Source organism: Streptomyces parvulus (assembly GCF_014648855.1).
In the GTDB taxonomy this organism is placed as follows: Bacteria; Actinomycetota; Actinomycetes; order Streptomycetales; family Streptomycetaceae; genus Streptomyces; species Streptomyces parvulus.
The window spans coordinates 222,674-239,980 of sequence record NZ_BMRX01000004.1; the positions used below are offsets into that span (position 1 = coordinate 222,674).

At 73.7% G+C, this 17,307-nt stretch carries 17 protein-coding genes; 9 read left to right on the top strand and 8 right to left on the bottom strand.

What is annotated here, in order from left to right:
* Nucleotides 1–9 precede the first annotated feature (9 nt).
* Nucleotides 10–831: a siderophore-interacting protein gene (locus IE108_RS08905; RefSeq protein ID WP_064731391.1), complete on the top strand. Its 822-nt coding sequence runs from the start codon at nt 10–12 to the stop codon at nt 829–831.
* Nucleotides 832–913: 82 nt separating this feature from the next.
* Here the strand turns inward: IE108_RS08905 and IE108_RS08910 are convergent, their stop codons facing one another.
* On the bottom strand, nt 914–1,744 hold the full coding sequence (locus tag IE108_RS08910) for an alpha/beta fold hydrolase (protein WP_064731390.1): 831 nt from the start codon (nt 1,742–1,744) through the stop codon (nt 914–916).
* A 153-nt stretch (nt 1,745–1,897) separates the two neighbouring features.
* Nucleotides 1,898–3,157 (bottom strand): sulfite oxidase, encoded by a 1,260-nt coding sequence (locus tag IE108_RS08915; RefSeq protein ID WP_064731389.1) that lies wholly within the window; start codon nt 3,155–3,157, stop codon nt 1,898–1,900.
* 300 nt (nt 3,158–3,457) lie between these two features.
* Between IE108_RS08915 and IE108_RS08920 the strand changes: the two genes are divergently transcribed.
* Genes IE108_RS08920 through IE108_RS08930 form a run of 3 tightly spaced genes read left to right on the top strand, consistent with a single transcriptional unit; the run spans nt 3,458 to nt 5,252 of the window.
* The gene (locus IE108_RS08920) at nt 3,458–4,543 is read left to right on the top strand and encodes a P1 family peptidase (protein WP_064731388.1); all 1,086 of its coding nucleotides are present in this window, start codon (nt 3,458–3,460) and stop codon (nt 4,541–4,543) included.
* Nucleotides 4,544–4,575: 32 nt separating this feature from the next.
* Complete coding sequence (locus IE108_RS08925; RefSeq protein WP_064731387.1) at nt 4,576–4,869, top strand: ArsR/SmtB family transcription factor; 294 nt, start codon at nt 4,576–4,578, stop codon at nt 4,867–4,869.
* Nucleotides 4,866–5,252, top strand: coding sequence for a VOC family protein (locus tag IE108_RS08930; protein WP_064731386.1), 387 nt, complete (start codon nt 4,866–4,868; stop codon nt 5,250–5,252). The genes IE108_RS08925 and IE108_RS08930 overlap by 4 nt, the downstream gene beginning before the upstream one ends.
* Nucleotides 5,253–5,266: 14 nt before the next feature.
* On the opposite strand, the gene IE108_RS08935 is transcribed toward IE108_RS08930, so the two are convergent.
* The gene (locus IE108_RS08935; protein WP_064731385.1) at nt 5,267–6,340 is read right to left on the bottom strand and encodes a ferritin-like domain-containing protein; all 1,074 of its coding nucleotides are present in this window, start codon (nt 6,338–6,340) and stop codon (nt 5,267–5,269) included.
* Between the two features lie 260 nt (nt 6,341–6,600).
* Nucleotides 6,601–6,978, bottom strand: coding sequence for a MerR family transcriptional regulator (locus IE108_RS08940; protein ID WP_064731384.1), 378 nt, complete (start codon nt 6,976–6,978; stop codon nt 6,601–6,603).
* Between the two features lie 158 nt (nt 6,979–7,136).
* On the opposite strand from IE108_RS08940, the gene IE108_RS08945 reads away from it, so the two are divergent.
* Nucleotides 7,137–8,078 (top strand): alpha/beta hydrolase family protein, encoded by a 942-nt coding sequence (locus IE108_RS08945; RefSeq protein ID WP_064731383.1) that lies wholly within the window; start codon nt 7,137–7,139, stop codon nt 8,076–8,078.
* A gap of 50 nt (nt 8,079–8,128) precedes the next feature.
* Here the strand turns inward: IE108_RS08945 and IE108_RS08950 are convergent, their stop codons facing one another.
* The gene (locus IE108_RS08950) at nt 8,129–9,730 is read right to left on the bottom strand and encodes an MFS transporter (RefSeq protein ID WP_064731382.1); all 1,602 of its coding nucleotides are present in this window, start codon (nt 9,728–9,730) and stop codon (nt 8,129–8,131) included.
* 141 nt (nt 9,731–9,871) lie between these two features.
* Between IE108_RS08950 and IE108_RS08955 the strand changes: the two genes are divergently transcribed.
* The 3 genes from IE108_RS08955 (at nt 9,872) to IE108_RS08965 (ending at nt 12,082) form a co-directional block, all read left to right on the top strand.
* The gene (locus tag IE108_RS08955; protein WP_064731381.1) at nt 9,872–10,462 is read left to right on the top strand and encodes a helix-turn-helix domain-containing protein; all 591 of its coding nucleotides are present in this window, start codon (nt 9,872–9,874) and stop codon (nt 10,460–10,462) included.
* Nucleotides 10,463–10,709: 247 nt separating this feature from the next.
* Nucleotides 10,710–11,228 carry a lytic polysaccharide monooxygenase auxiliary activity family 9 protein gene (locus tag IE108_RS08960; RefSeq protein WP_064731380.1) on the top strand — a complete coding sequence of 173 codons (519 nt, stop codon included), beginning with the start codon at nt 10,710–10,712 and terminating at the stop codon, nt 11,226–11,228.
* A 107-nt stretch (nt 11,229–11,335) separates the two neighbouring features.
* The gene (locus IE108_RS08965; protein ID WP_064731379.1) at nt 11,336–12,082 is read left to right on the top strand and encodes a chitinase; all 747 of its coding nucleotides are present in this window, start codon (nt 11,336–11,338) and stop codon (nt 12,080–12,082) included.
* 83 nt (nt 12,083–12,165) lie between these two features.
* Here IE108_RS08965 and IE108_RS08970 read toward each other — a convergent pair whose 3' ends face one another.
* The gene (locus IE108_RS08970) at nt 12,166–12,885 is read right to left on the bottom strand and encodes a DinB family protein (protein ID WP_064731378.1); all 720 of its coding nucleotides are present in this window, start codon (nt 12,883–12,885) and stop codon (nt 12,166–12,168) included.
* A 101-nt stretch (nt 12,886–12,986) separates the two neighbouring features.
* Nucleotides 12,987–14,564 (bottom strand): amidohydrolase, encoded by a 1,578-nt coding sequence (locus IE108_RS08975; RefSeq protein ID WP_064731377.1) that lies wholly within the window; start codon nt 14,562–14,564, stop codon nt 12,987–12,989.
* 132 nt (nt 14,565–14,696) lie between these two features.
* Between IE108_RS08975 and IE108_RS08980 the strand changes: the two genes are divergently transcribed.
* The gene (locus tag IE108_RS08980) at nt 14,697–15,794 is read left to right on the top strand and encodes an alpha/beta hydrolase-fold protein (protein WP_064731376.1); all 1,098 of its coding nucleotides are present in this window, start codon (nt 14,697–14,699) and stop codon (nt 15,792–15,794) included.
* Between the two features lie 105 nt (nt 15,795–15,899).
* Here IE108_RS08980 and IE108_RS08985 read toward each other — a convergent pair whose 3' ends face one another.
* On the bottom strand, nt 15,900–17,135 hold the full coding sequence (locus IE108_RS08985) for a glycoside hydrolase family 88 protein (RefSeq protein WP_189397602.1): 1,236 nt from the start codon (nt 17,133–17,135) through the stop codon (nt 15,900–15,902).
* Nucleotides 17,136–17,307: the final 172 nt, after the last annotated feature.

A 17,307-nucleotide genomic window follows, 5' to 3' on the forward strand; every position in this document is an offset into this window, starting at 1 on the left:
CTTCCCTTCATGGCGAAGGTTCGTCGGCTCACGCCCCAGCAGCCCGAGATGTTCCGCGCCCGCGTGGTGCGCACCGAGCGGGTCACCCCGTCCATGCAACGCGTCACGGTCACCGGACCGGGGCTCGGCGCCTTCCCGTGGATGGGGTACGACCACTGGTTCCGCCTCTTCCTCCAACTCCCCCACCAACGCGCCCTGCGGCTGCCGGAGTTCACCGGCGCCCAGTGGTGGCAGCCGTACCTCGCCATCCCCGAGGCCGAACGGCCGCACTGCGCCAACTACTCGGTGGCCGGCTTCCGCCGCGAGAGCGCGGAGATGGACATCGACTTCGTCGTCCACCGCGGCCCCACGGGCGAGGTCGAGGGCCGGGCCGCGATCTGGGCGTGCGCCGCCCGGCCCGGCGACGCGCTCGCGGTGCTCGACCAGGGCATCCTCTTCGACTGCCCGGAGGGCGCCTCCGAGGTCACGGTCGTGGCCGACGAGACCGGCCTGCCGGCCACCGCCGGCATCCTGCGCTCGCTGCCCGCCGACGCGGTGGGCCGGCTCATCCAGGAGATCCCGACCGAGGCTGACCGGCGCGAGCTGCAGGGTCCGCCCGGCGTGAGCGTGACCTGGGTCGTCCGCGAGGACCACGACGAGGTGCCGGGGGCCGCGGCCCTCGACGCGCTGCGCCGGGTCACCCGCGCCGACGCGGCGGGCTACGCCTTCGTCGTCGGCGAGTCGACGCTGGCCACCGAGGGGCGCAGGCATCTGCACCGCCTCGGCCTGCCGAAGGAGCGCATCACGTTCTCGGGCTTCTGGAAGCACGAGAGGGCCGAGGTCGCGGCCTGAGCGGGGTCGGGACCGGGCGCCCTCGACCCGCCGGCAGTGGCGACCGGCCACCGGCGGGTCGTCCCATGGCCGCACCCCGCCCCTAGGACCGTACGAAGGCCAGGAGGTCGGGGTTGACGACCTCCGGGTGGGTCCCGTGCATGCCGTGCGGGAACCCCTCGTACGACTTGAGCGTGCCGTTCTTCAGGAGCTTGGCGGACAGCGGCCCCGCGTCGGCGTAGGGCACGATCTGGTCGTCGGTGCCGTGCCCAACGAGGACCGGTACGTCGATCTGCCTGAGGTCCTCGGTGAAGTCGGTCTCGGAGAACGCCTTGATGCACTCGTAGTGCGCGTTGGCCGCTCCCCGCATCCCCTGCCGCCACCAGTTGTCGATGAGCCCCTGCGAGACCTTCGCGCCCTCCCGGTTGAAGCCGTAGAACGGCCCGGTCGGCAGGTCGATGTAGAACTGCGCGCGGTTGGCCGCGAGCGCCGCGCGGAGTTCGTCGAAGACCTCGATCGGCGTCCCGCCGGGATTGGAGTCGGACTTGACCATGACCGGCGGCACGGCGCTGAGGAGCACGGCCTTCGCCACGCGGCCCGGCTTGGCACGCGCCACGTAGTGCGCGACCTCGCCGCCCCCGGTCGAGTGCCCGATGTGCACGGCGTCCTTGAGGTCCAGCGCGTCGGTCACGGCCGCGACGTCGGCGGCGTAGGTGTCCATGTCGTGACCGGTGGAGGACTGGCTGGAGCGGCCGTGGCCGCGCCGGTCGTGGGCGATCACGCGGTAGCCGTGCGAGAGGAAGAACAACATCTGGTTGTCCCAGTCGTCTCCGCTGAGCGGCCAGCCGTGGTGGAACACGATGGGCTGGGCGTCGCGCGGACCCCAGTCCTTGTAGAAGATCGTCGTGCCGTCGGAGGTGGTGACCGTGCCCATTGCTGATCCTTCCGCTTCCAGGCATGAGAACGTGCGGGACCCGCACCGGGCGCCCGGGGGGCCGCGGTCGAGTCCGTCACGGCAACCCTACGCCGATGTCCGCCATGCCACATTTCCACCCGAAATGATGATCGCGAGCGCGCGCCGCGGCCGTCACACGGCGTTGACCGGGTGCCGCACGACCGCGTCGAACAGGTAGCCCTGCGTGTTGTGCGCGGTGGCGTCGGGCTGGGTCCGGCCGGTGCGGTCGGTCGCCCGCGCCAGCAGGGTGTACGGGCCCGGCGCCGTCGGGCGCCAGTGGGTGGACCAGCGGACCCAGCCGTCGCGACGGGGCGCGTCGTGCAGCCGGGCGGGGCGCCAGGAGGCTCCCCCGTCGGTGCTGACGTCCACGCGGACCACGCCGCCCCCGCCGGACCAGGAACGGCCGGTGAGGCGGTGACCGACGCCTGCCGCCAGGTTCGCCCCGGCGTCCAGTTCCCAGGCGCTCTTCACGGTCTGCCGGGTGAGCGGCGCGCTTCCCTCCTGCGGGTACCCGTGGCCGAACAGGCGGTAGAAGTCGGTGTTCCAGGGCGAGTACAGCGGCTCGGCGGAGACCTCGATGTCACCGACCCACTTGACGGACGCGATGCCGATCCAGGAGGGGACGAGGACGCGCACGGGGTGTCCGTGGTCGGGCGGCAGGGGTGCGCCGTTCATCTCGTAGGCGAGCAGTACGTCGTCGAGTGCCTTGAAGAGCGGGAGCGGACGCCGGACCCGCCCGAGGTCGACGCCCTCGGCGGTGACGTAGTCGGCGTCGAGGCCGCGGGGCATCACGTCCACGGCCCGCCGGCTCAGCCCCGCACGCCTGAGGACGTCGGCCAGGCGCACTCCCCGCCACCGGGCGACACCGATCGCGCCGAGGGTCCAGGCGGTCCCGCTGACGGTCTCGCCCTGCTGACTGCCGAAGAAGCCGCGGCCGTTGCCCGCGCACTCCACGAACGCGCTGTGGGAGACGGACGGCAGTCGCTTCAGGTCGGCCAGCGAGAACTCGGCTCTCCGCTCACGGGTGAGGCCGTCCCCGTGGACGGTGAGGGTCCAGTCCTCGGCGGACAGGACGGGGGTGGACGTGTGGTTGCGGACGAAGAAGCGGTCGTTGGGCGTGTGGTAGCCGGCGCCGGCCAGTGCGGCGAACCGTGTCTCGGCGTTCGTGCCGCGGAGGGTGAACAGTTCCTCGGGCACCGGTTTGACGATGCCGGGGGCGGCGCCGGTGGCGGCGCCTGCCGGACCGCCGAGAGCCACGGGTGCGGCGCCGGCGACCCCCGCCGCGGCGAGGAGCCGGAGCATGACACGCCGGGAGACGCCGTCCACCCGGGCCTCGCCGGACAGGAACTGGCGGAGTCTGCGGCGGTCGTAGGAGGACTCGGGGGTACGCATGAGGACCTGCCTTTCGCAGGGTGGACGACGCGGGGAGCCCCGCGCGGGTCAAGGGGTGCCCGCACATCGGGCGGCGGCGGGCGACGGACCGGCCGGAGGTGCGCGGCGCAGCGGCCGAACAGGCCTGTTCCGGCGGGGGCTTACGGGGTGAGGATCAACAACAGCCGTGGGGCACGAGCACGCGGGACCGCTGGACGGCGAGGCGGCGCGGGCTGAGGATCATGGCGCCATCGTACGGAAGGGGCGCCCCCGGTGAGTGCCGGTGCGGCGAACTCGCGGGAGAACGTAACGTCCGGCCGTATGGAACCGCCACTGGACCACGCGACCCCCTCGACCGGCACCCCCCGCCCCCGCGCCCGTGACCTCGGTCTCGTCATCGGGACGGGGCGCCCCGGGCCGCACAACGCCATCACGGACGTGCCGGGCGTCCGCGTGGGGCACACCACCGTGCGCCGGAGGCCCGACGTCCACACCGGGGTCACCGCCGTCGTGCCCGACCTCGTCGGACCGCACACCCCGCTGCCGGCCGGGGTGTTCACCGGCAACGGATACGGCAAGCTCGTCGGCGGCACCCAGCTCGCCGAACTGGGCACCCTGGAGACGCCGGTCCTGCTCACCTCCACCCTGTCCGCCTTCCGGGTGGCGGACGCGCTGGTCGGCTGGGTGCTGGAGCGGCCCGGATGCGAGGAGGTGCGCAGCCTCAACCCCGTGGTGGGCGAGTGCAACGACGGCTTCCTGTCGGACATCCGGGCGCGTCCCGTCCGCGAGGAACACGTGCGCGCGGCCCTGGACACGGCGTCCGGCGGTCCGGTGGCCGAGGGGTGCGTGGGCGCGGGCACCGGCACCGTGGCGCTGGGCTTCAAGGCCGGCGTGGGCACCTCGTCGCGCACCCTCGAAGTGGGCGGCCGGCGCGGCACGGTGGGTGTCCTGGTGCAGGCGAACTTCGGTGGCACGCTGCGGGTGCGGGGTCGGACCGTCACCCCGGGGTCCCCGGACGGCACCGGGGCGGAGGGTCCGGAGCCCGCCCCCGACACGGGCTCCTGCATGATCGTGGTGGCCACCGACGCGCCTCTAGACGCCCGGCAGCTGACCCGTGTGGCCCGCCGCGCCGTCTTCGCACTGGCCCGCACCGGCGCTTCGTACAGCCACGGCAGCGGTGACTACGCCGTCGCCTTCGCCACCCGTCCGGGCGGCGGCCCCCTCGTGGCCGACGCCGATCTGAACCCGCTGTTCGAGGCGGTGCTGGACGCCGTCGAGGAGGCGGTGCTCAACTCCCTGCTCGCGGCGACCACCACCACCGGCGTGGGCGGGCGGGCGGTGGCCGCACTGCCCCCGGAGTCCGTGGCCGTGCAGGCCTCGGGAAGGGGCCCGACCGACGCCACTTGATAGGCAAGTCGATACTTGCCTATGGTGGGGGCATGACGCAGGATGTGTTCAAGGCACTGGCCGATCCCACCCGTCGGCGCATCCTCGACGAACTCGCGGAACGGGACGGCCAGAGCCTGTTCGAGATATGCGCCCGCCTCACCGCCAAACACGGCCTGAACCTGTCCCGTCAGGCGGTCAGCCAGCACCTGGCCGTCCTGGAGACGGCGGGCCTGGTCGTCCCGAGGCGCGAGGGCCGCTACAAGTTCCACGACCTCGACACCCAGCCACTGGAGCGCATCGTGACGCGATGGCTCCGACCCGACCCACCGGAGGGCACCCCATGAGGATCCACATCACCAGCGTTTTCGTGGACGACCAGGAGACCGCGCTGCGCTTCTACACCGATGTCCTGGGCTTCGCGAAGAAGCACGACGTGCCCATGGGCACCGACCGGTGGCTGACGGTGGTCTCACCGGAGGACCCCGACGGGACGGAGCTTCTGCTGGAGCCCTCCGGCCACCCCGCGGTGCGGCCCTACAAGGAGGCCCTCGCCCACGACGGCATCCCCGCCGCCTCCTTCGCCGTGGACGACGTACCGGCGGAGTTCGAGCGGCTGCGCGGCCTCGGGGTGCGCTTCACGCAGGAGCCGCTGGAGATGGGTCCCGTCACCACCGCGGTGCTCGACGACACCTGCGGCAATCTGATCCAGATCGCGCACAGCAAGTAGCGGCGGGACCCCCGTCACGCGCCGGGCGGACGGAACTGGGGGCCGTAGGTGCCCCCGCCGTCCGGCAGGGCGGTCTCCATCAGCCGCAGCGCCGGGGCTTCCAGCGCGCCCATGGCGCGCACCGCGGAGCGCAGGGTGCGGGCGTCGCCGTCGGCCCACGCCGCCTCCAGGGTGGTCAGCACCTTGGCGTACGCCGTGTCGAACCGGTCGAGCAGGTCCTGGACCGGCGCGGAGACGCCGGACCAGCCGCCGGCCGGGACGCGGGCCATGGGCCGGGCGGCGGGGAAGGGCACGGGGGCGCCGGTGAACTGCCAGCCGTCCTCCGTCTCGCGCAGCTGCCGGCCGTGGTAGATCTCGCCGAACGCGTAGTAGTGGGCGGGGTGGTCGTCGCCGAAGGCGTCCGCCGGGGAACTGGCGGTGCCCTCGCCCTGCTCCTTGATGATCCCGATCGCGCGCTCGACGCCGTCGAGGTCGGTCACGGGTTCCAGGACGTCGGTGCCGATGCGCTCGGACAGCTGGCCCCGCGCCGACAGCTCGGGCGCCGTGGTCCTGAAGACGTCCAGCAGGGCGTCGTAGAAGTCGCCGATGCCCGGTGAGGCGCCTGCGCTCCGGGCCAGCGGCTCGTCGGGGGCCTCGATCGCCATCATCACGTCGTGCACGAAGGGCCGGGTGAGGCCCGAGAGGTACACGGTGACCTCGGACCGCACCCCGCCGGGGAGGGGCCCCGGATAGACGGGCGCCACGTCCGCGACACGGGGCCGGCCGCCCACGGCGACCAGCAGATTGCAGACCACACCCATGTGGTACATCTCGTCGGCCAGGATGCGCCGGATCAGCCGCGCCGCCTGGCCCGAGCGGTCCTCCACGGACCACCAGCCGCACAAGTAGGGCGGCAGCGTGGCGAGTTCGAGGGCGACGGCGACCTGCAGGGACTCCCTGAGCCAGGCGACGTCCCGGCTCGCGTCGGGGACGGCGAGCAGCGTCGCCACGGACCGGCAGCCGGCCGTGCCCGCCGGGCCGTCGGCCGCACGGACCGGAGCGGCCGCCGCCATGGGAGCCGCCGCCGCGGTGAGCGCGGCCGACGCCATGAAAGTACGCCGCCCGAGCGGGGCACGTGCCCCCGACGATTCCGCGCGCACACCTGTCACCCGCTGCTCCTTTCACCTGTGGACCCGCGCCTCGACCGAGGCGTCCGATTTCCTCCGACGGCTGGCGAAACTAGCAGCGCGGACGCCGTTTCCCCGGCGCGCGCCGCCGAGTGCGGCATCGCCCACCCGGTCGGCCCTGCCGGGGACCGGTCCCGTGCGGAGCCGGCCGGGGCTCCGAGCGGACGGCGCCCCGCACCACCTCAGCCGGTGGCGGGGCGGCAGGAGCGTCCCGTGCGCAGGTTCGTCGTCGCGCCGTCGATGACGGAGTCCAGCCGGGCGCGGCTGTCGGTCAGCTCGCCGATCCGGGCGTCGAGGCGGTCCCGTTCCTCGGCCAGCCGGTCGAGGAGCGCCGTGGTGGCCCTGCCGTCGGCGGCGTGGGGCAGCATCTCCAGGATCGCCCTGCTGGACAGACCCGCGGCGTAGAGCTCGCGGATCAGCCCGACCCGGTCGACGGCGCCCTCGGGATAGTGCCGCTGGCCGCTGGAACTGCGGTCCGGGACGAGCAGGTCCTGTTCCTCGTAGTAGCGCAGCGCGCGGACGCTGGCACCGGTCCGGGCGGCGAGTTCACCGATGCGCATCCCCGTCTCCTCCGCTCCCGTGAGCCGCGCCACAGCGCTTGCCTCTCACGTCGACGTGAGGTTTTAGCGTAACCCGCGTGGTCCCCGCCTCGTCCGGGGCGCCCGTTCCCTCCCTTCGATCCCCTCGATCCCTCGACAGCAGAAGGAAGTGCCCTTCCATGACCTCGTCAGCCACGGTGTCGCCCGGCGTCCCCGAAGCCGTACCCGTCGTCTCGGTCAAGCCCGTCGTGCTGGATGCGCCGGAACGCGGCGCGGACCTGCGGGTCCGCGTGTCCGCTCCGGTCACCGGCAGTGGCCTGCCCGTCGTGCTGCTGGCCCACGGCTTCGGCTCCTCCCTCGACGGGTACGGGCCGCTCGCCGATCACTGGGCCGCGCACGGCTTCGTGGTGGTCCAGCCGACCCACCTCGACTCCAGGACCACGGATGGGGCCGCCGGCGGCCCGCACGGCCCCCGGCTGTGGCGGTCGCGGGTGGACGACATGCGGCTGGTCCTCGACCGCCTCGACGAACTGACGGCGGCCGTCCCCGGTCTCGCCGGGCGCACGGACCACGGCCGGATCGCCGCGGCCGGGCACTCGTTCGGCGGCCAGACGGCGGGCCTGCTGCTGGGGCTCAGGGTGCGCGACCCCGAGACCGGGGTGGTGGAGGACCTGTCGGACCCCCGGGTCGGCGCGGGGGTGCTGCTCGCCACCGCCGGCCGCGGGGGCGACTCGCTGACGCCCTTCGCCGACGAGCACCTCCCCTGGCTGCGGGACCCCGACTTCACCCACATGACCGGCCCCGCCCTCGTCGTCATGGGTGACCGGGACGAGTTGCCGCTGACGGTGCGGGGCGCGGAGTGGACGGCCGATCCGTACGTCCTGAGCCCCGGCGGGAAGAGTCTGCTCACGCTGTTCGGCGCACAGCACTTCCTGGGCGGCATCTCCGGTTACGAGGTCGCCGAGACTACGGACGAGAACCCCGCGCACGTCGCCCTGGTCCAGCGGGTCACCCTCGCCTACCTCCGGCACGCGCTCGGCGTGGACGGGGACGGCTGGCGGGCGGTGCGGCGGGAGTTCGCGGACGGCGCCCACCCCCTGGGCCGCCTGGAGTCCAAGTAGGACACAGGCACGCCGGGCGGGGGCGCCCGCGGGGCCGACGGGTCCGACGGTCAGGAACCCGCCGTCGCGTCCGCCGGCTCCGGCGCGTCCACCGGGCCGGAGTGGCGCGGACCCCGCGCGAGGACGTAGAGGAACAGGACCGCCATGACGGCGACGCCGGCCCACATGGCCTGCTGCCAGCCCTCGACGAACGACTCCCGGGCCGCGCGCGCCAGCGCCCTCGCCTGCGGTCCCGCCCGGTCGGCGGCGTCGAGCGCGTTGGCGACGCCCTCGCGCGCGGTGTCCGCGGTCGCCGCGGGGACCCCGTCGAGCCGGTCGTCGACGGCACCGCGGTAGCCGGCGGAGAGCAGCGCCCCGAGCAGGGCGACGCCGAGGGCGGTGCCGAACTCGCGAGTGACGTCGTTGAGCGCGGAGGCGACGCCCTGGTGCTCCCGCGGGAGGGCGCCGGTGATGGCCTCGGTGGAGGGTGTCATCGCGAGGCCCATGCCGGCGCCCATGGCGAGCATGCCGGGCAGGACGGACAGGTAACCGCCGTCGACGGAGACGACGGCCGCCATCAGCGCCAGCCCCGCCCCGGCCAGCAGGATCCCGGCGGCCATGGTGGCCCGCGGCCCGACCCGCGCGGCCAGCCGGGGCGCGAGGCCGGAGGCGGCCATCATCAGCACCGCCATCGGCATCAGCGCCAGGGTGGACAGCAGGCCCGACCAGCCGAGGACGGCCTGGAAGAACGGGAACAGGACCACGAAGATGCCCGCCTGGACACCGAACACCGCGAGGAGGGTGACCGAGCCCCCGGCCAGGGCGCGTTCGCCGAACAGGCGCACGTCGAGCAGCGCGGCCTCGCGCAGGCGCAGTTCCCATGCCACGAAGGCGACCGCGGCGACGGCGCCGACGGCCAGCGCGAACAGGGTCACGGGCGCGCCCCAGCCGCGCTCGGGCCCCTCCTGCAGGACGAAGATGAGCCCGACCACGGCGACGACGGAGGTCAGCGCGCCGACCGTGTCGAAGGTGTGACGGGGCACCTCGCGGGAGTCGGGGACCGAGCGCAGCGTCAGCGCGAGGGCGGCGGCGACGAGCGCGACGGGCAGCACGAACAGCCACCGCCAGCTCGCCACGTCGACCAGGGCGGCCGAGAGGAACATGCCCAGGATGCCGCCGCCCCCGGCGACACCGGTCCAGACGCCGATCGCCTTCCCCCGTTCCTTCGCGGGGAACGTCGAGGTGATCACGGCGAGCGTGATGGGCATGATCATGGCCGCGCCCACGCCGCTGAGCGTGCGCGCGGCGAGCATGACCTCGCTGGACGGCGCGAGCCCGGCCGCGGCGCTCGCCACGCCGAAGACGACGAGTCCGGCGACCAGCGCGGGTTTGCGGCCGAGGCGGTCGCCGATCGCGCCCAGCGGCAGCAGCAGCGCGGCCAGGGTGAGGGTGTAGACGTTGATGAACCAGAGGATCGTGCTCTGCGAGGCGCCGAACTCCACGGCGAGGTCGGGCTGGGCCACGTTGAGCCCGGACACCGAGGCGATGACGGCCATCAGCGCGACGCAGACGGCGATCAGGATCACGCGGCGCCGGCGCGCGTCGGGCAGGGCGTCGTCCGGGGCGGCGTCGTCCGCCGCGCGGATCGGCTGGGGAGGCTGGTGCGTACTCATGGGTCCTCTCGGGCGGGACATGCGGAGCCGGCGGCGGCCGGGGCGCACGGACGGTGGAGGTGCGGCCCGGGCGGCCGTCCGGGTGGCGGCGCGGGGCGGCACACGGACGACGCTAACGGGACCTTGCCGTGAAGGCATACGATGTTGCCTATGACGCAAGACGATGGTGACCTGGACGGCCTGGTACGCAAACGCATCCGCGCCCTGCGCGTGGCCCAGGGCTGGTCGCTGGAGGAGCTGGCCGCCCGGGCCCGGCTCAGCCAGTCCACGCTCAGCCGCATCGAGAACGGCCACCGCCGCCTCGCCCTGGACCAGCTCGTCACGCTGGCCCGCGCCCTGGACACCTCCCTGGACCAGCTCGTGGAGACCGCCGCGGACGACGTCGTCTCCTCCCCGATGACCGACGCGGCGCACGGGCTGATGCGGTGGCCCGTGAAGTACGACCCGGGCATGACCGTCGTACGCCGGCGCATGACCGAGCCGGCCTCCGACCACCCCGGACGGATGCGGGCCCACCCCGGGCGCGAATGGCTGGTGGTCCTGTCGGGCACCGCGACGCTGCTCCTCGGCAACCGGCGCTTCCGCGTGGAGACCCACCAGTCCGCGGAGTTCCCGACGATGCTGCCGCACAGCATCGGCGCCGAGGGCGGGCCCTGCGAGATCCTCGGCATCTTCGACCGCGACGCCCGGCGCGGCCACCAGACGGGCGAGACGGAGCCCCCGGCGCGGTGAGCGCGGACCCCTCGCAACACTCTTGACACGCTCACGTCGACCGCTTGTATGGTCTAGTCCAACAGAACTCGCCGCTCCGTTTGCGGAGTTGGGCCCTGTCCGGGGCCCGGCTCCCCGCGAGGACGGCGAGTGCGCGTCACCTTCGCGCCTCTTGGCCCCACCCACGAGAGGCCGTACTCGGCGTGCGCGGCCACCCCCACATAAGGCCGCGTGCGTCCTGGAGCGGCCTGATGTGAAGGAGTTCCCCATGCACATGCGCAAGAAGACCGCCGCACTGATCGGGGCGGCCCTCGCCCCCGTCGTCGCCGTCAGCCTCCCCGCCTCCTCGGCGAGCGCGCACGGCTACATCTCCGACCCGCCCAGCCGCCAGGCGCAGTGCGCGGCGGGCACGGTGTCCTGCGGCGACATCCAGTACGAGCCCCAGAGCGTCGAGGGCCCCAAGGGCCTGACCAGCTGCAGCGGCGGCAACAGCCGCTTCTCGGAGCTGGACGACGACAGCAAGGGCTGGGCCGTCACCCCGGTGTCGAAGACCACGACGTTCTCCTGGAAGCTCACCGCCCAGCACAACACGAGCACCTGGGAGTACTACGTCGGCGGGCAGCGGATCGCGCTGTTCGACGACGGCGGCGCCAAGCCGGGCGCGGTCGTGAACCACCAGGTGGACTTCGGCGGCCTCTCCGGCCAGCAGAAGGTCCTCGCCGTCTGGAACGTCGCCGACACGTCCAACGCGTTCTACGCCTGCATCGACGTCAACGTCGGCGGCTGACGGACCGGCAGGAGGAGACCGGGAGCGCCCGCACCCCGACCGGGTGCGGCCGTTCCCCCTCCCCCGCCGCTCCGCGCCGTCCCCCCACCGAGCAGGAGTCGATAACCGTGCAGCACCGCAAACTCGCACTGCTGGCCGCCACCGGCGCGGCCGCCGCCCTGTGCAGCCTGACCATGGCACCTTCGGCCGTCGCCCAGAAGTCCGGCACCCAGGGGTCCGACGCCCGGGCCGCCGCCGAATTCGTGGTCAGCGAGAGCCAGTTCAACCAGATGTTCCCGAGCAGGAACTCCTTCTACACCTACAGCGGCCTCACCGCCGCGCTCAGCGCCTACCCCGGCTTCACCAACACCGGCAGCGACACGGTGAAGAAGCAGGAGGCCGCCGCGTTCCTGGCCAACGTCAGCCACGAGACCGGCGGGCTGCAGTACGTGGTCGAGCAGAACGAGGCCAACTACCCCCACTACTGCGACGCCAGTCAGCCGTACGGCTGCCCGGCCGGCACGGCCAAGTACTACGGCCGCGGGCCGGTCCAGCTCAGCTGGAACTTCAACTACAAGGCGGCCGGGGACGCGCTGGGCATCGACCTGCTCAACAACCCCGACCTGGTCCAGAACGACGCGGCCGTGGCCTGGAAGACGGGCCTGTGGTACTGGAACACGCAGAGCGGGCCCGGGACCATGACCCCGCACGACGCCATGGTCAACGGCGCGGGCTTCGGCGAGACCATCCGCGCCATCAACGGCAGCCTGGAGTGCAACGGGGGCAACCCCGGGCAGGTCCAGAGCCGCATCGACAACTACCAGCGCTTCACCCAGCTCCTCGGCGTCGAGCCCGGCGGCAACCTCAGCTGCTAGCCGGCCCCACCGGCCCTTCGCGGCCACCGGCGGTGCCGGTGGCCGCGAAGGGCCGCGCGCTCGTTTCCGGGCTCCCCGGAGGCCTACGCGGACAGGGTGGAGCGCAGCCGGTACAGGTCGCGGAGCACCGCGATCTCGGACATGTGGTGGATGAACTCCAGGTTGGCTCCCGCCAGGACGGTGATGTAGTGGTCGTCCGGGTCCGAGCCGTAGGGGTACTGGGAGAAGCCCACCGTGTCCAACTGCCGCTCGGTGACCCGGCCGACGTCGGCGCGCCAGCGGTCGATCAGCGCCCAGAAGCGTTCGAGGGCCACGTCGGCCGCGGGGCTGAAGTCCACCAGCAGGTGCGGGTCGCGGCGGCGTTCGCCGAAGGTCCACTCCCACTGGCCGGCGAAACAGGAGTGCAGGTGTCCGAGCCGCCAGGCCAGGGTGGTGAAGGGCGCCTCGTCCGGCGGCGGTTCGCCGGTGTGGGCCAGGACCTGCTCGATGCGCTCGACGCTCACACTCCAGTCCGCGGCGATCTTGGCCACCGACATGCCGCCGGCCGCCTGCCGGGCGACCTCCGCGTACTCGTTGGCCGGGATGTCCGGGGCGCCCTTGTCCAGCACCCACTCGCCCGGCCCGTACGCCCTGGGCGTCGTGGCCTCGGCCCTGCGCCGGACCGACCAGCAGCCGGCCAGCGGCTCCCACAGGTACTCCTCGTCGCCGAGCCCCGCGAGTCGCACCTCGGCCATCTCCCTGGCCTGGTCGAACTGGTCGAGCAGCACCCCCAACCGGTCGGTGCGCGCACCCGTCTCCTCCATCACCGGCTCCCTTCGCGGTCCCCCGCGCCTCGCTGCCTCGCTGCGGTCAGGCGGAGGCTAACCACTGACGGAGCGGGGCGCGACCGAATTCCCGGCGGGCACTACGGGGCGTCGGTCCCGGCGGGGCGGCCGTCGACCCAGGTGGACACCACCTCGATGCCGCCGATGCGTGACGGGTCGACGCGTCGCGGGTCGTCGCCCAGCACGGCCAGGTCGGCGCGCTTGCCGGGGGTGAGGCTGCCCAGGTCGTCCTCCCAGTGGCAGGCGCGGGCGCCGGCGACGGTGTAGGCGTGCAGGGCCTCGTCGACGGTGATGGCCTCGGCGGGGCCGATCCGCCGTCCCGACGCGGAGGCGCGTTCGACCATGAACTGGACGGCGCTCAGCGGCGCGCCGTCGGTGACGGGGCGGTCGGAGCTGCCCACCAGCGGGATGCCGTGGTCGAGGAACGCCCGGCCCCGGTAGAGCCAGGGGGCGCGCTCCGCGCCCATGATGCCGGCGTAGTCGTCGCCGAAGTGGCGCAGGAAGTTGGGCTGGACGACCGCGGTGACGCCGAGCCGGGCGAAACGCGGGAGCTGGTCGGGGCGGATCAGTCCGGCGTGCTCGATGCGGTGCCGGGCGTCCGGCCGGGGGCGGAGGGTCTGGGCGCGTTCCAGCGCGTCCAGGGCGACGTCGGCCGCGCGGTCGCCGATGGCGTGCACGGCGAGCTGCCAGCCGGCGAGGTGCCCGTCGACGATGGTCCGGGCGAGGGCGTCGGGGTCGTCCTGCAACTGGCCCGCGTGGTCGAGCCCTTCGTAGGGGCTGCTGAGCGCGGCGGTCCTGGCCATCATGCCGCCGTCGGTGAACACCTTCAGCGCGCCCACGGAGAGCCGGTCGTCGCCGAAGCCGGTGCGCAGCCCGAGGTCGAGCGCGCGGGGGATGCCGTCGGCCTCGTGGGCGCCGACGGGGTGCAGCCGGTCCGCGGCCACCATGAGCTGCACCCGCAGCGGCAGCAGGCCGCGCTCCCGGGCGAGTTGGTACGCCCCCAGCTCGACCGGGCTGTGGCCCAGCAGCGTGCCCCCGATGCCCGCCTCGGCGACGGCGGTGACGCCCTCGGCGAGGCAGCCGCGGGCGGCCCGCCCGATCGCCTCGGCCAGCTCGCCCTGCGCGTGCGGCAGGCGCAGGGCGCGGGCGGCGCCCATGGCGCCCTCGGCGAGGAAGCCGCCCTCGTGCGGGGTGCCGGGCGGGAGCAGGTCGAGTACGGCGGTGTTGACCGCGCAGCCGTGGCCGGAGTCGTGCGCCAGGTAGAGCAGGTGTCCGTGGCTGACGCCGTCCAGTTCGGCGGCGGTCAGGTGGCGGCCGAGGGCCCGCTGGTCGTAGCCGGCGACGCTCACCCAGGAGCCGGGCTCTCCCTTGCGGGTGACTGCCTCCGCCACGACCGCCAGGACGTCGTCGATCCGGGTCAGTCCGGCGATGCTCGGGGTGTTCTGCTTGAACCCGGTCCAGGCGAGGTGGACATGGGCGTCGACGAAGCCCGGCAGGACGGTGGCGCCGTGGAGGTCGACGACCTCGCGGGCGGGCAGCGAGGTCGCGGCCTCGTCCAGCCCCACGATCCGGCCCCGCCAGACACCCAGGTCGTGGGCGACGGGGTGGTCCGGATCCATGGTGAGGAAGCGGGCGTTGGTCAGCCTGGTGCAGAGCATCGGGGTCAGAACTCCGCGGGGCGGGCGAAGGGTTCGGTGCGCATTCCCGGTGCCTCCTGAGGCATTAGGTTAGGCTCGCCTAATGGACGGCGAGCTTAGCCGTCCCCCTTTCCGCTCCACAAGGAGACGTTGATGAGGCTGGTGGGGGAAGAGACCTTCGCCGCGTACGGGCTGGCCGGCGCACCCGGCACCGACGCCTTCTGGGCGGAGGCCCGGACACCCGCGACGGTCCCCGACGGCGACGGCTGGACGGCCCTGTTCCTGCGGCGCGCCGGGGAGGCGGCGGACATCGGCTTCGAGAGCTGGTCGCCGCCGGTGCCGCTGCGCCGGTGGGGTGTCACGGACTGCTGGTACGCCGAGGTCCGGATGCCGGCGCGGCTGCGGGTGACGTACCAGTTCCTGGAGGGCGACACGGCGTACGCCGATCCGCTCAACCCGGTGGGCGCGGGCGGCGAGCGGTCCCTGTTCGCGACGCCGGACGCCCCGCCCCAGCCGCACTGGCCCGCCCTCGGCGCCGACGACGTCCTGCCCCTCCCCCGCACCCGGCTGCGCTGGACCAGTGAGCGGCTCGGCGGGCGGCGCACCGTGCGGGTCCACGAGGTGGGCGGGGGCGGTCCGGTGGTCCTGCTGCTCGACGGGGACGACTGGCTGTACCTGCATCCGGCGGCGACCGCGTTCGAGTCGGCGGTCAGGTGCGGCGAGATGCCGCCGGTCACGCTCGTGTTCCTGCCGGCCAAGGACCGGCAGGCCGAGTTCGGCTGCCGCCCCGCCCTGTGGGAGGCGGTGCGGGACGAGCTGCTTCCCCTGATCGCGGAGAGCGCCGTGCACGCGGACCCGGACCGGCTCGTGGTCACGGGTCAGAGCCTCGGCGGGCTGAGCGCGCTCTACGCCGCCCTGGAGTTCCCGGACCTGGTCTCCCGCGTGGCCTGCCAGTCGCCGTCGGTGTGGTGGACGCCGGACGCCGTGCACCGGCCGGACCCGCTGGGCGGCCCGGTCGGTGGCACCGTCGCGGCCCGGCTGCGCGGCGGCCCGGACCTGTCCGGCCTCCGGGTCGCCTTCGACGTGGGGGAGCACGAGACGCGGATGCTCCCCCACTGCGCCCTGGTGGAGCGCCTCACCGAGCAGGCCGGCGCGACGGTGTCCGTCAACCGCTCGGCCTCCGACCACGACCGCGCGGGCTGGCGCCACGCACTGCTGCGGGACGTGGGCTGGGCGCTCAACGACGCCTAGGGTCTGTCGTTTGGATCATGCCGGCGTCGCGGGGCGTGGCATGCCCCGCTCGGGTGGGCCGGCAAGGACCCTCCCTCTCAGCCGGCCAGATCCAAACGACAGACCCTAGGGCGCCGGGACGGTGGAGAGGTCGAGTGCCCGGTCGGCGTCCTGGGGCCGCAGGACGCGCATGATGCCTTCCAGCAGGTAGTAGTCGGCGTACGGGAGGGAGATCTCGACGCCGTCCTCGGCGGGCCGGTTGCGGGTGCAGCGGGCGACGACCGCGTCGGCTCGGCGGGACTGCCGGGTCAGGCAGGTCCGTGCCAGCGCGGTGAGCAGCCGCAGGGCCGTGTCGCGGTACGCCTGACGGCCGGTGGCCTTCGCCAGGTCGAGCAGGCCGCAGGCCATGACGGCGCCCGCCGAGGCGTCCTTGACGTCGTACGGCTGCTGCGGCGCCAGGTAGTCCCAGACGGGGACGTGGTCCTCGGTCAGGGCGCCGGTCGCGAAGTCGGCCAGGGCGCGGGCGGTGTCCAGGAAGGCGCGGTCGCCGGTCCTGCGGTACATCGTGGTGAAGCCGTAGACGCCCCAGGCCTGGCCGCGCGCCCAGCACGAGGCGGGGCTGTACCCCTGGACGGTGCCGGGGCCGACCGGTGCACCGCTGCCCGGGTCGAAGTCGTAGACGTGCGGGGTCGATCCGTCGGGGCGGGGGAACACCCGCCGGGTGGTCCGGGCGTGCTCGGTGGCGATGTCCAGGTACTTCCCGTCCCCCGTCTCCCGGCTCGCGAAGGCCAGGAGGTCGAGGTTCATCATGGTGTCGATGATGACCCGGCCCGCGTTGCCCGGGTCGGACAGGGCGCCCCACGCGCGGATGAAGCGGCCGCGCGGGTTGTACCGCTGGATCAGGGAGTCCGCCGCCCGGACCGCGCCGTCCCGCCACTCGGCGTCGCCCGTCAGGCGCCAGGCGGTGACCCACGACGGATAGAAGAGGAACCCCAAGTCGTGGGTGGAGGTGTCGTACCGGCGGGGGGCGAGCCCGCGGGCCGAGTCGATCGCCAGGGTACGGAAGCCGTCGTCGCCGCTGTACAGGTGCGCCATCCACAGCGTTCCTGGCCAGAACCCGCCCACCCAGTCGCCGTTCGGCGAGTAGACCCACTTCTCGAACTTCGTCCCCACCGGGAAGCCGGTCACCCCGGGCGCGACGGCCCGGAGCTTGGCCACGGCGTAGTCCGCGGCGTCGCGCAGGACACGGTCGGTGGCCGGCGCGGGCGCCCCGGTGCCGGCGGCCGCGGCCTGCTGCGACAGGGCGTGCACGCCCACTGCGCCGGTGGCCGAGGCCAGCACGGTTCGACGGGAGACACTCATGGGTGCGTCCTCCAACTGAGCTACGGGGCCGGGGAGTTGTCCGAGCGTGGCACAAGCGGAACCGGGGTGTACACCCTTGAGCGCCGTTCTTATACGTGAACATCGAAGACCAGCCACGGCCTCGCGCACAGGGTCTTTCCCGTCCGGCGCACACGTGCGATGCTCCCCGGAA